General features: G+C 62.7%; 15 protein-coding genes. 6 read left to right on the forward strand and 9 right to left on the reverse strand.

Features of this window, described 5'->3' with window-relative positions; translation table 11 throughout:
- Window positions 1–2 precede the first annotated feature (2 nt).
- Window positions 3–491 (forward strand): CYTH domain-containing protein, encoded by a 489-nt coding sequence (locus tag VIL88_RS04475; protein ID WP_331986424.1) that lies wholly within the window; start codon window positions 3–5, stop codon window positions 489–491.
- Here the strand turns inward: VIL88_RS04475 and VIL88_RS04480 are convergent.
- Both VIL88_RS04480 and VIL88_RS04485 read right to left on the reverse strand, forming a co-directional pair.
- Window positions 475–1,017 carry a gluconokinase gene (locus tag VIL88_RS04480; protein WP_331986426.1) on the reverse strand — a complete coding sequence of 181 codons (543 nt, stop codon included), beginning with the start codon at window positions 1,015–1,017 and terminating at the stop codon, window positions 475–477. The genes VIL88_RS04475 and VIL88_RS04480 overlap by 17 nt on opposite strands.
- 2 nt (window positions 1,018–1,019) lie before the next feature.
- On the reverse strand, window positions 1,020–1,790 hold the full coding sequence (locus VIL88_RS04485) for an SDR family oxidoreductase (RefSeq protein WP_331986428.1): 771 nt from the start codon (window positions 1,788–1,790) through the stop codon (window positions 1,020–1,022).
- 198 nt (window positions 1,791–1,988) lie between these two features.
- On the opposite strand from VIL88_RS04485, the gene gndA reads away from it, so the two are divergent.
- Window positions 1,989–3,407 (forward strand): NADP-dependent phosphogluconate dehydrogenase, encoded by a 1,419-nt coding sequence (gndA, locus tag VIL88_RS04490; protein WP_331986430.1) that lies wholly within the window; start codon window positions 1,989–1,991, stop codon window positions 3,405–3,407.
- A 38-nt stretch (window positions 3,408–3,445) separates the two neighbouring features.
- Here the strand turns inward: gndA and VIL88_RS04495 are convergent, their stop codons facing one another.
- The 5 genes from VIL88_RS04495 to VIL88_RS04515 all read right to left on the reverse strand — a co-directional run bounded on the left by VIL88_RS04495 (window position 3,446) and on the right by VIL88_RS04515 (window position 8,087).
- Window positions 3,446–4,600, reverse strand: coding sequence for a GGDEF domain-containing protein (locus tag VIL88_RS04495; protein WP_331986432.1), 1,155 nt, complete (start codon window positions 4,598–4,600; stop codon window positions 3,446–3,448).
- Between the two features lie 121 nt (window positions 4,601–4,721).
- Window positions 4,722–5,207, reverse strand: coding sequence for a GNAT family N-acetyltransferase (locus tag VIL88_RS04500; RefSeq protein WP_331986571.1), 486 nt, complete (start codon window positions 5,205–5,207; stop codon window positions 4,722–4,724).
- Window positions 5,185–6,519, reverse strand: coding sequence for a TCR/Tet family MFS transporter (locus VIL88_RS04505; protein WP_331986434.1), 1,335 nt, complete (start codon window positions 6,517–6,519; stop codon window positions 5,185–5,187). The genes VIL88_RS04500 and VIL88_RS04505 overlap by 23 nt, the downstream gene beginning before the upstream one ends.
- Before the next feature lie 107 nt (window positions 6,520–6,626).
- Window positions 6,627–7,838 carry an FAD-dependent monooxygenase gene (locus VIL88_RS04510; RefSeq protein ID WP_331986436.1) on the reverse strand — a complete coding sequence of 404 codons (1,212 nt, stop codon included), beginning with the start codon at window positions 7,836–7,838 and terminating at the stop codon, window positions 6,627–6,629.
- Window positions 7,839–7,847: 9 nt separating this feature from the next.
- On the reverse strand, window positions 7,848–8,087 hold the full coding sequence (locus tag VIL88_RS04515; protein WP_331986438.1) for a zinc-finger domain-containing protein: 240 nt from the start codon (window positions 8,085–8,087) through the stop codon (window positions 7,848–7,850).
- A gap of 136 nt (window positions 8,088–8,223) precedes the next feature.
- On the opposite strand from VIL88_RS04515, the gene VIL88_RS04520 reads away from it, so the two are divergent.
- The 3 genes from VIL88_RS04520 (at window position 8,224) to VIL88_RS04530 (ending at window position 10,276) form a co-directional block, all read left to right on the forward strand.
- A complete protein-coding gene (locus VIL88_RS04520; protein ID WP_331986440.1) occupies window positions 8,224–8,985 on the forward strand; it encodes an alpha/beta hydrolase in 762 nt (253 codons plus the stop codon).
- 87 nt (window positions 8,986–9,072) lie between these two features.
- Window positions 9,073–9,909: a serine O-acetyltransferase gene (gene cysE, locus VIL88_RS04525; RefSeq protein WP_331986442.1), complete on the forward strand. Its 837-nt coding sequence runs from the start codon at window positions 9,073–9,075 to the stop codon at window positions 9,907–9,909.
- A 148-nt stretch (window positions 9,910–10,057) separates the two neighbouring features.
- Window positions 10,058–10,276: a DUF3126 family protein gene (locus VIL88_RS04530; protein ID WP_331986444.1), complete on the forward strand. Its 219-nt coding sequence runs from the start codon at window positions 10,058–10,060 to the stop codon at window positions 10,274–10,276.
- A 42-nt stretch (window positions 10,277–10,318) separates the two neighbouring features.
- Here the strand turns inward: VIL88_RS04530 and VIL88_RS04535 are convergent, their stop codons facing one another.
- Window positions 10,319–11,005 (reverse strand): hypothetical protein, encoded by a 687-nt coding sequence (locus VIL88_RS04535; RefSeq protein WP_331986446.1) that lies wholly within the window; start codon window positions 11,003–11,005, stop codon window positions 10,319–10,321.
- Window positions 11,006–11,106: 101 nt separating this feature from the next.
- Here VIL88_RS04535 and VIL88_RS04540 point away from each other — a divergent pair, with 101 nt between their 5' ends.
- Window positions 11,107–11,427, forward strand: a complete 321-nt coding sequence (locus VIL88_RS04540) for a DUF6949 family protein (RefSeq protein ID WP_331986448.1) — start codon at window positions 11,107–11,109, stop codon at window positions 11,425–11,427.
- A gap of 105 nt (window positions 11,428–11,532) precedes the next feature.
- Here the strand turns inward: VIL88_RS04540 and VIL88_RS04545 are convergent, their stop codons facing one another.
- Complete coding sequence (locus VIL88_RS04545; protein WP_331986452.1) at window positions 11,533–12,159, reverse strand: transglutaminase-like cysteine peptidase; 627 nt, start codon at window positions 12,157–12,159, stop codon at window positions 11,533–11,535.
- Window positions 12,160–12,253: the final 94 nt, after the last annotated feature.

The raw sequence follows: 12,253 nt of genomic DNA on the forward strand, positions 1-12,253 counted from the left end.
CCATGGCTACGGAAATCGAACGCAAGTTTCTGGTTGTCGGCGATGGCTGGAAGGCTTTGGCGCAAAGCAGCAGCGTCATCCGGCAGGGCTATCTCTCGTCCAACGCCAAGGCGACCGTCCGCGTCCGCAGCTGGGATGACCAGCGCGCCGCCTTGACGCTCAAGGGCCGCGTCAGCGGCATGAGCCGTCCGGAATATGAGTATGACATCCCCGTCCAGGATGCGCGCGAACTGCTGGACATGGCGCAGCCGCACCTGGTCGAAAAACGCCGCCACATCGTGCATTTTGCCGGCCTCACCTGGGAAGTCGATGTGTTCGAGGGCCGGCATGCAGGCCTCGTCATTGCCGAGGTGGAACTTCAATCCGAGGCGCAGGAGGTGACGCTGCCCGACTGGATCGGCGCCGAGGTGACCGACGACGAGCGCTACTACAATGCCAGCCTCTCGCGCAGCGACGGCATGCCGGAGCCGAAGCTTACTGCCAGCGCTTGAAGGTCTTGAGGTGCTCAAGGTTCTTGAGCACCGTGCCGGTCAGGCGATCGACGCTTTCGGTCACCGGCAGGACCAGCACGTTTTCGGTGGCCGGGTCTGGCACTTCGAGGGTCGCAAACTGCGAATCGAGCAGGCTCGTGGGCATGTATTCGTGGCTCCGCCGCGCCATGCGCTCGCCGATCACCTCGCGGCTGCCGTGGAGATAGGCAAAGAGGATATCCTCGCCTGCTTTTTCCATGAGATAATCACGGTAGATGCGCTTGAGCGCGGAGCAGGCCCCCACCGCCGCCCCCTTGCGCTCGGCAGCCTCATGAAGCGCCTGCGCCAGGCGCTCCAGCCAGGGCCAGCGGTCCACGTCGGTCAGGGGAATGCCGGCCCGCATCTTTTCGACATTGGCTTCGGGGTGGAAGCCGTCGCCATCCAGAAAGGGAACATGGAGGCGCCGGGCGATGGATTGGCCCATGGTGGACTTGCCAGAGGAACTGACCCCCATGACGATGATGATGCGTGCAGGCTTGAGGGACATGGTCACACCACCGCCGTCAGGCCGCCATCCACATAAAGGATGTGCCCGTTGACAAAGCTCGATGCGGGGGAGGCGAGGAACACGGCAGCGCCACCCAATTCCTCCACCTCGGCCCAGCGGCCCATGGGCGTCCGCCCCTTCACCCAGGCGTCGAAAGCCGGGTCCGCCATCAGGGTCGTATTGAGCTCGGTGCGAAAATAGCCGGGCGCCAGTCCATTGACGTTGATGCCGTAGCGGGCCCAGTCCGCCGCCATGCCGCGCGTGAGGTTGGCCACGGCCGCCTTGGCCGCCCCATAGGGCGCCGCCCCCGGCCGGGCAATGTCGGTCAAGACCGAGCAGATATTGATGATCCGCCCTTGGCCGCGCTTGATCATGCCCTGCACCACGACCTTGCTGACGGCAAAGGTCGCGGTCACATGCGTTGCCAGCAAGCGCTCGAAGCTTTCCATCGGATAGGTCTCGAGCGGCCCGCGGATCTGCATGCCGGCATTGTTGACCAGGATATCGATGGGCCCGATCTCGCTCTCGCAATGGGCGACCGCTTCGGTCACGCTGTCTTCGCTGGTCACATCGAACGCGATGGCCTTCACGTCCGCGCCGGTCGCGGCCAGGTCGGCCGCAGCAGCACCCAGTGCCACGCTGTCCCGCGCGTTGAGGATCACGGCTGCACCGGCCCGCGCGAAAGCCGTCGCCATGGCCAGGCCCAGGCCGCGGCTCGAGCCGGTGACCAGTGCGCGTTTGCCGGTAAGATCGAAGGGATGAGTGGCAGGCAAAGTCAGTCTCCAATGAGGGCCAGACCTTACGCAGCCTCAGGGGTGACGGCAATACGATCCTACCATACAAGATCGGACTTTCGGCCAAAAATTCCCCTAAAGCGACTTCCTTACGGCTCTGGTTTGTGGTCAGTTCGCCGCCACATTCCATGCACCACACGCATGGGCGAGACGAGAAGTTCTTGGAAGGACGTTTGTATGTCGACAGCGGATATTGGCCTGATCGGCCTGGCGGTGATGGGCTCCAATCTGGCGCTGAACATCGCGGAAAAGGGCTATACCATTGCCGTCCATAACCGCACGGCGTCCAAGATCGACGACTTCATGGTCACCGCCCGGGAGCAGGGGCTCGATGGCAAGGTCGTTCCCAAGGCCGACCTGGCGGACTTCATCCAGACCATCAAGCGCCCGCGCTCGATCATCATCATGGTCAAGGCCGGCCAGCCGGTCGACGACATGATCGAGCAGCTGCTGCCCCATCTCGAGCAGGGCGACGCGATCATCGAATGCGGCAACTCGCTCTATACCGACACGCAGCGCCGCTTCGACTACCTCAAGCCCAAAAATATCGGCTATCTCGGCGTCGGCGTGTCCGGCGGCGAAGAGGGCGCGCGCCATGGTCCGTCCATCATGGTCGGCGGCTCCAAGGAACAATGGCACAATGCGGAAGCGGTTCTCACTGCCATCGCGGCCCAGTTCAACGGCGAAAGCTGCTGCGCCTATCTGGGCGAAGGTGGCGCCGGCCACTTCGTCAAGATGATCCACAACGGCATCGAATATGGCGACATGCAGATGATCGCCGAAATCTATGGCGTGATGCGCGATGGCCTGGGCATGTCGCCCAAGGAATGCGCCGACGTCTTCAAGGAGTGGAACAAGGGTCCGCTTAATTCCTATCTGATCGAGATCACCGGCCACGTGCTTGATGCTGTCGACGAGCAGACCGGCAAGCCGCTGGTCGACCTGATCCTCGACAAGGCCGGCCAGAAGGGCACTGGCATGTGGTCTGCCGTTGTCGCCCAGCAGATGGGTGTGCCCGCCACGGCCATCGAAGGCGCCGTCGCAGCCCGCTCGCTCTCCTCGCGCAAGTGGGAGCGCGTCGCTGCCGAAGGCATCTACGGCAAGCCCAACCGCGCCAAAACCGACGTGTCTCTCGCCGATCTCGAAAAGGCGCTGCTGGCGGGCAAGATCGTCTCCTATGCGCAGGGCTTTGCCGTCATTGCCAAGGCCTCGGAAGAGTTCGGCTGGTCGCTGCCGCTGGCTACGATCGCCAAGATCTGGCGCGCCGGCTGCATCATCCGCTCGCGCTTCCTCGACCAGATGAGCTCGGCCTATGCCAAGGGCGAGGCGGTCAATCTCCTGGTCGTTCCGGACTTCGTCGCGATCATGAAGGACAGCCATCCGAGCCTGCGCAAGGTCGTGGCGGCGGCGGCCATCGGCGAGTTCCCGATGATCTGCCTGTCCGCTTCGCTCAGCTATTTCGACAGCTACCGCCAGGCGCAGGGCACCGCGAACCTGACGCAAGGCCAGCGCGACTTCTTCGGCGCCCACGGCTTCGAGATCGAAGGCCGCGGCGCCGACCTGCACGGCACCTGGCCCTCGACGCTGGGCAAGTAAGAACAATCAAGCCCCGCTTCGGCGGGGCTTTTTCCCCTTCAGGCGCGCATGCGGCTGCCGGTTCGGCGTTCCGCAGCCTGGGGCAGGGCGTGCAGTGCCGGCGCACCAAGGACAGCACGGTCCTTGCCGGCGCGCTTGGCCTCGTAGAGCGCCCGATCGGCAGCCGACATCATCTCGGAAATGGTCTCGCCCGCCACCCTCGGATGCAGCCCGATGCTGACGGTAACGTAGCGATCCGGCGGCAGGCCCGGGAAATGCGCTTGCGAGAGCTCTTTTCGAATAACTTCTGCATGCCCGAGCAGTTCGGGCCGTGATACCTTGCCGTAAAAAAGCGTGAATTCCTCACCGCCCGACCGGGAGGTTAGGTGGCCACCTCCGTGCCGGTTCAGCACCTCGGCCACTGCCGCGATCACCCCGTCCCCCACCGCGTGGCCATAGCTGTCATTGACCAGCTTGAAGTTGTCGATGTCGACGATCATCACGGCGGCGCCGTCCTCGGCCCCACAGGCCGTCAACGCCTTCTGCACGCCTTTCTGGAAACCGCGCCGGTTCAGGAGCCCCGTCAGGAAGTCGCGATCGGCTTCCACGGTGAGTTCATCAAAGAGCTTGGCCGCCAGCGATCCGAGGAAGGCGAGTCCGACGGCGATAGCCAGGATTGGTGTCACGGCCTGAACGGTTGCCCAATAGGCGGAGTCGCGAAACGAGCCGCCGGCATTGGCATCGAGCTGCTTGAGCAGCAGTGCGGCGGGCCGTGCTACGGCCAACACGGTCAGGGCAAAGGAGAGCACGACGAACAGCCAGTCCAGCGCCCGTTGGGGTCGAGCGCGGAGCAACATCCAGGTCGTTGTCGCCGACAGGATGGTATAGGCGACGCTGACGACATAGATGCGCGCCTCGGTCGAGGGCTCCACCACAAGGTACCAGGCAAAGGCCGGGCAGCAGAGCGCGATTGAAACGCCGAACAACCGCAGCGGCACCGGCACGCCCGCGCGTTGCAACCCGCCGATGCAGGCGGAAGCGATGGCTGTGAGAAACAGAATGTTGGCCGCCACGCGGGAGGCTGAGGTGGAGAAACCGGGGAGGAGGTCGTTGACGGCAAATGCCAGCCCACAACTCAGAAAGGCAAGCGCCAGCATGCCGAGATAGGCTTGATCGGGGCGCTTGCGCCACAAGACGAGAAAGGTGACCGCCAATATGGCTGCCACCGCTGGATTGAGTAAAGTGAAGAAGAAGTGCCCGACCAAGTGTCGAAACCCGCATGTGCCCCGCAGATAAAGCACTTCAATAGGTATAAAGAAATGTTAAGGGCGCAGATCAGACAAGAGATTTGAACATCACAAAACTGTCCACATAGCCGTGGACCGGGTGATGAAAGGCCATTGGGAGAGTACCCACGATCTCGAAGCCCAAGCCGCGCCAGAGGTTTACGGCACGATTGTTGGTGGACACGACGTGGTTGAACTGCATGGCCCGAAAACCACGCTCCTTCGCCCGCGCCAGGGAGTGTTCGCACATCGTCCGCGCCACGCCGCGTCCCTGGGCTGCGGCGGCAGTCATGTAGCCGCAATTGGCCACATGCGCACCGCCACCTTGCTGGTTAGCCATCAGGTAATAGGTGCCAAGCAGTTTGCCATCGGCTTCGGCAACGAACACTTCATGCGTCGGACCGAACCAGTAGGCTGCAACGCCCGCCCTATCGAGATCGCGCGCAATGGCATAGGTCTCGCCCGCTGCCAGCACGGGCGTGACGATCTCCAGGACCGCTGGAATATCGGCTTCAGCGGCGGGACGGATGCGGATCATCTTCGTCATCGATGGGCGCGATGCGGACCTGGCCGGGCGGCGGGGTCTCAGGAGTATGCGGATGATCGGCAACACTGGGGCGATGCCCCAGTTCGAAGCGCCAGGCGGCTATGCCAAATACCACAAGGGCGACAATCACGGCGCCGGCGCAAGCGATGAAGGGAGCGCCAGGGAAATAGTGCCCGGCTTCGGGGGCACTGGTATAATATGAAAAAATCTGGGTGGCAGCCAAGGGACCGATGATGGTCGCCAGCGAGCTGGCGGCGTTGACCGCTCCCTGCAGTTCCCCCTGGCTATTGTCCGGCACCTGCCTCGACAGAACGCCATTGATGGCGGGCGGCGCCATCCCGCTCACCGTGCCGACGGCGATGAACAGGTAGAGCTGGTAAACATCGGCCGAAAAGGCGATGCCGGCAAATGCCGCTGCAGCCGCCAGCAGCCCGACGATACCAACCGCCGGTTCGCCGAGACCTTTGGAGAGGGGAGCAGCCAATACGGCCTGGCTGAAGGCGAAACCAATGCCGAAGGCGCCCAGCGTCCGGCCGATCGAGGACGAGGTGAAGTGGAACACCTCCACCGTGAAATAGCTGAAAATCGTGGGTAGCGCCTGCGTAGCGAGTTGCAGGAAGAACAGCACGACCAGCAGCCAAATCACTGCGGGATATTTCCGCAGGGCTGCCACGGCGCCGAACGGATTGGCACGGCGGATGTCGAACTTCCGGCGGGAGGCCTTGGGCAGGCTTTCAGGCAGGACCAGCAAGCCAAAAAGGAAGTTGGCAAAAGCCAGGCCTGCGGCGGCATAGAAAGGCACACGCGGGCCAAGCTCGCCCAGCTCCCCGCCGATCACAGGCCCGATGATGAAGCCAAGACCGAAGGCCGCGCCGATCAGGCCAAAACGGTGGGTACGCTTATGGGGCGGAGTGATGTCGGCCATATAGGCCGTCGCCGTTGCCAGTGCGGCTCCGGCGATGCCGGCGATGACGCGGCCGATGAACAGGTACCAAACAAAGGGCGCGATCGACATCATGAGGTAGTCGAAGGTAAGGCCCAGCAGCGACGCCAGAAGAACCGGGCGGCGACCATAGCGGTCCGACAGGTTGCCTAGCACGGGCGAAAACACGAACTGCATGAAGGCATAGGCGAAAACCAGATAGCCGCCGATGACAGCCGCATTGGCGACGCTGCCGCCGGTGAGGTCTTCCAGCAATTCGGGCAGGACCGGCACGATGATGCCGACGCCGATCATGTCCAGAAGGATCGTGACCAGAATACAGGCAAGGGTCAGGCGTGAGCGGGTCGCTGCTTGCATGCTGGGAGCGCAAACCTTCAATGTTTCAGTCGGCTGTGCCGCGCAGTTGACACAGGGTCATATGCCAAGGCAAGGCCGAAGGACGGGCAAGGTTCCATCCCTCTCCATCAGCGCGATCTATCCTCGTGGGCAGGCGCGCTGGTATAATCTGGAACCTCATAGCCGTAGATCCAGGCGAGTCGGCTCAAGTGGCCACGACTCCCCCCCAGGGTGATGGCGAGGTCCCGCGCCAAGGTGAGCGGCCAGCGCATGTGGAAAATGCGACCGTTGGTCAGCGATGTGTTGGCGACACGCGCAACACGCTCCCGCCGCGCCAGCTCGTACTGGCTGAAGGCGGATTCTGTGTCCGCAGCGCCTTCCAGTGCAGCAGCAAGCACCGCCGCGTCTTCGATGCCCATGGCAGCGCCCTGCGCCTGGAACGGTACCATGGCATGAGCGGCATCACCGACAAGGGCGATGTTGCCGTCATGCCAGCGCGGCGTGGACACGGTATAGAGCGGCCAGGGCGTCCAGCTGTCGCCGGCCGCGGCCAGCAGAACTTCGGTCGCCGCACCGCGGCGCGCCTCCTTGGGAAGCACCGGTTGTGTTCCTGCGGCATCGGGCTGCCTGTGTTCCGAGAAGAGAGCCAGGTTCACCTGCCGGCGGTGTGGCAGCGGATAGCAGACCAGATGGTAGTTCGGGCCCAGCAACACCGAGACGCTATCCGGCCGGATCTGGCTTAAGATTGAGTCGGCGGGCACGAGGGTGCGCCAGGCGATACGATTGCCATACCGCGCTGCATCGCCACCGAGAACCGCAGTGCGGGTCTTGGAGTGAACTCCATCCGCGCCGATGAAAGCGTCACCTCGGCTGGTGCGGCTCTGCCCGTCAGTCTCGTCGATGGAGACGGTGACGCCTCGGGCATGCGATACCACATCCCAGGAGCGGACGCCGAAGACGAGATCGATCCGCGCATGACGACGGCAGGCCTTGTAGAGCACGTCGGCAAGATCGGCCCGGTGCATCACCGCGTAAGGGGCGCCGAAGCGCTCGCGCATGATGACGCCCATTTCCATGGTGACCAGCGGCCGCGAGCCGCCGGCAAATACGTCCAGTCCCTTCGGATCGAGGCTCCGCGCCGTCAGCGCCGCGCCGAGGCCCAGCCTGTTGAGGATCTTTCGTGCATTGGGACTGACCTGGAGCCCGGCGCCGAACTCGGAGACAGCGGCAGCGCGCTCGAGCACAACCACACTCGCGCCGCGTTGGGCGAGCGAAAGAGCAAGAGTCAGGCCGGATATGCCGGCGCCGGCAACAAAAAAGGTCTGCCCATCAAGGGGCATGGTTCAGCCTCAGGCGGCCTGGACGAGTGCCGATGACGGGTTCGCCGTGCCCGCTTCGAGGCGGGAGTTATATACGAAGTGGGTCGAGCAGTAGGGGCAGACGATCTCGCTGTCCTTGCCCATGTCGAGGTAGATATGGGGGTGATCGAATGGCGGAAGTGCGCCCACGCACTGGAATTCCTTGGAGCCGACCTCGATCTGGCGAAGGCCTTCAGTGTTATGGAAATGGGGCGTTGGGCCGTGTGCCATGACGATAAACCTGTTTGATTTGCGCGGACCATATGCCAAGGACGGCGCGAAAGAAAGAGTTAGCACCACCGCTCGAAAGAGCCTCGTCCGGTGCTTCATACGCTATCACATTGCTAACATCTGGGACGGATCTGCCTTGCCTCGCTACCAGTCGGACGGATTGAGCCTCGCCTACCAGACTTTCGGCGACGGACCGCCGGTGCTGTGCATCCACGGCTTCGCCTCGAGCGGCAAGGTCAACTGGATCGACACGGGCTGGGTCGAGACGCTGACGGGTGCCGGCTACCGCGCCATCACGCTCGACAACCGTGGCCACGGCGACTCGGACAAGCCCTATGATCCGGAGCAGTATTATCCGCAAGCGATGGCAGGCGATGCACTGGCGCTGCTGGATCATCTCGGAATCGAGCGGGCAGCGGTGCTGGGTTACTCCATGGGCGCGCGGATCAGCGCCTTCCTTGCCTTCGAGCATGAGGAGCGCGTCGCCTGCGCCATTTTCGGCGGCATGGGGATGAACCTCATCAATGGCCTGACTGATGGCAACGACATCATTTCCGGCCTGCTGGCGCCGACGCTGGCCGGCCTGACGCATCCGACAGCGCGCCAGTTCCGCATTTTTGCCGAACATACCGGCGCCGACCGGGAAGCCTTGGCGGCCTGCATGGAAACGTCGCGACAGCCGATGGCCCGCGCGGATGTCCGCCGCATCAACATGCCCGTGCTGGTCGCCGTCGGCGAGGCGGACGAGATGGCTGGTTCGCCCGCACCACTGGCAGAATTGCTGCCGCAGGGTGAGGCCTTCGTGATCCCCAAGCGCGACCATATGCGGGCAACGGGCGACAAGGCGTTCAAAGCTGCTGCGCTCGGCTTTCTGGGCAAGACGTTCCCGGTTCGGTGACATTCGTGAACCAATTGCCCGTCCATGACTTTGTTTGTGGAAGTGGTTAGCCTATATCGGTAGCTGTCGATGAAGCGGAGACGCCCGATGTCAGCAAGCGCGACCAAGTCAGCTGGACTGCAGTCCGTGGACCCGGTTTGGGACGCGGTGCGTGCCGGCGCGCGCCAGATCGTGGCGTCGGAGCCTTCCCTGGCCAACATGGCCGTTTCCGCTATTCTGAACCACGATAGCTTCGAGCAGGCGCTGGCTCACCGGCTGGCCGCGCGGCTGGACCATGACGACGTCTCTGCCGACCTGATCCGCCAGGCTTTCGCCGAGACGCTGGTGGATGCGCCAGAGATCGGCGAATTCGCCCGTGTGGACTTGGCTGCGACGCTGGAGCGCGATCCCGCCTGCCATCGTGCAATCGAGCCACTGCTCTACTTCAAGGGCTACCAGGCCATCCAGACTCATCGGTTCGCCCATGCCATGCTGAAGGCTGGCCGCCGCGACTTCGCGCTCTATCTGCAGAGCCGGTCGAGCCAAGTGTTCCAGGTCGATATCAACCCCGCTGTTGCCATGGGCAAGGGGATCATGCTTGACCACGGCACAGGGCTGGTAATCGGCGAGACGGCAACCATTGGCGACAATGTCTCCATGCTGCAGAACGTGACGCTGGGCGGCACGGGCAAATCGGACCAGGACCGGCATCCCAAGATCGGCAACGGCGTGCTGATCGGGGCAGGCGCCAAGGTGCTGGGCAATATCAGGATCGGCGACTGCTCGCGCATCGGGGCCGGCTCGGTGGTCCTCAAGGAAGTCCCTCCACGCGTGACTGTCGCCGGTGTTCCGGCCAAGGTCATTGGGGAGGCCGGTTGCGCTCAACCGGCACTGGTCATGGACCAGATGGTGCTGGTGCACGATCTTAACGCCGAGCGAAGCTAGCGCCGATACTTCCCATCGGAATGGCTGCAGCGTTGGCGGGCAAGCGCGCATCACATGTTGTCACCGCTAAAATGGCACCGTTGCGGGGTTGTCAGCGTTTAGCCTGTGACTAGATTGCGGCCTCAACCAAATCAGCAGGACTTTCCCAGTGAACCATCCCGAGATCATCAAGCTGCAGAAGTTCTTGCAGCTGAAGTTCAACAACAAGAACATCGACGTGCGGCCGCGCGCCAAGCTCAATGACTCTGTCGAAGTTTTTATCGGCGATGAATCGATCGGGCTTATCCACGCGGACGACGAGGACGGCGACAAGTCCTACATCTTCAACATGTCGATCCTCGACATCGACCTGGATGACGTCGGCTAACCAAGAAATCCCCGCCTTCGAGCGGGGATTTTCTTTAGGCGCTTACCAAGCGCCGATCGGGCGCAGCCACAGCGCCATCTGGTCGTCGAACTGGCGCCAATGCTCGAGCAACCGGGCATCGAATGTGTAGACAGCGGCGATGCCGCTGGCCAAGTGAACCGTCCGCACACATTGCGCGCCAGCGTCCGGCGTCACCGGCTGCTGGCATTTGGCCACGAAGGGGTTGGGCGAAAGCGCATCATACCAAACCGTCTCGCCGGCGTACCCGACCGTGCCATTCATGGGCTTGCCCACGAGGCCAGGAACGCCCGAGAGATTTTCGTTCGCAAACTGGTGCAGATAGACTCGGTCGAGCAGGCTAGCGCTGGCGCGAGCGCGGCTGCGCGGCAGCAGCGTGACATTCACCCAGGCTGGTGGAGCACCCGCCTCAGGGGCAAAGCCAAGCTTGAGATCGATCTGGTCGGTAAAACCGCTGCGGATTTGTTCGCCGAAGCGGAACCAGCTCGTGGGAATCGCCAGATCCTTGCCGGAGATGGTCTGCGTCACGTTCTCCGTGTCACCCAGGGTTGGCGTGCGAACTTGATCGCCGCGGCCCAGCATATCGATCAGATAGGCTGTTCCTACCGCCAGCAGCAGCACCAGAACCCCGATCGTCAGCAGGTTGTAGACCATGCCGGACCGCGTCGGCTCTTGGCCTGAGACCGCCGATTGGGAAGACACGTCCAGCATTAACCAGTTTCTCGGAGGGGAGGTGACAGGTCATGGAGCGCCCAATATGCTTAATGATGTGTTAACGAGGCTGCCCAGCGCAGCCAGAATGGGCGGATGGCATGACCAAGGAATTGTTGGCAGCAGCGTTTTCCATCGGCATGGGACTGTGCATGGCCGGAGTCGTGACGCACCTTTACCAGCTGCTGTTCAAGCAGCCGGCCATGCTGCGCTACGACGGCGAGACGTTCTTGGCCTCCATGGGTCATCTGGCGATGAGTTTCGTTTGCGGCCCCTACATCATGCTGCAGACGGGCTGGACGCCTGCGAAGGACGGAACGATCTCGACGAGTTCGGCGCTGCTCTCCGCCATGGTCGGCTTCAGCTGGGCGTTCCTTACCGGCCTGCTGTTTCTTGGAACCTATGCGTCGATCGGCATCTGACGGATTAGCGTCCTCAAACAACAAGGCCAGCCGTCAAGCGGCTGGCCTTGTTGTTTGAAACCCTTGTCAGGGTAGGTGGGCTTCGGAGATTGGGATCGCTTTCGCCTACTGGATCGCGGCCGTGATGGTGACGTCGCGGTCGTCCATCATGTCGACCCACTGGCCCGCATTGGCCTGCGACTGGCGCTTGATGAACTTGTAGGGGGTCTGGCTCCACAGGTCGACAGAGCCAATCTGGTTGTCGAGCACCAGGTCGCCGCGGTCGGTACGCACCAGCAGCACGGCGTGACCATCGCCATTGGCCTGCTTGACGACAGTCATCAGCAGCGTGCTGGCGGGCCAGCCGGCATTAATCAGTTCGCGGCGCTTGGCCAGCGCGAAGTCTTCACAGTCGCCATAGCCGTTGGGGTAGGTCCAGAACTCGGACACCTGATAAAGCTGCTCGTCGGTGACGGGTGTTACGGTCTGGTTGACATAGGCGTTGATGTTGAGGAGCTGCTGCCAGAGCTGCTCGTCCAGGGCTACCGCCGATACAGGCTTGGCATGCGCGGTGCACTCAGCCGGACGAGCCTTGCAGAATTCGAGGTGGCCGACAGGGATGCTGGTGGCGACTGTGCCCGTCTGAACAAAGGCGACGTTGGTCGTGTCCAATGCATGGGCCGGGGCGGCTAAGGCAGCAAGCGCCAGCACGGCGCCCAACACATTCCGCAGTCCCTTGTCGATCGAAAACATCGTGTGATCTCCCTGATGGAGACCACGTTAGAAGCGGCCACTTAGGGCGATCGGAAAACTGCAATGCAGATTTTATGCGTGTTTTATCGATTGG

Origin of the sequence: Devosia sp. (genome assembly GCF_036563435.1) — a bacterium.
Taxonomy (GTDB): Bacteria; Pseudomonadota; Alphaproteobacteria; order Rhizobiales; family Devosiaceae; genus Devosia.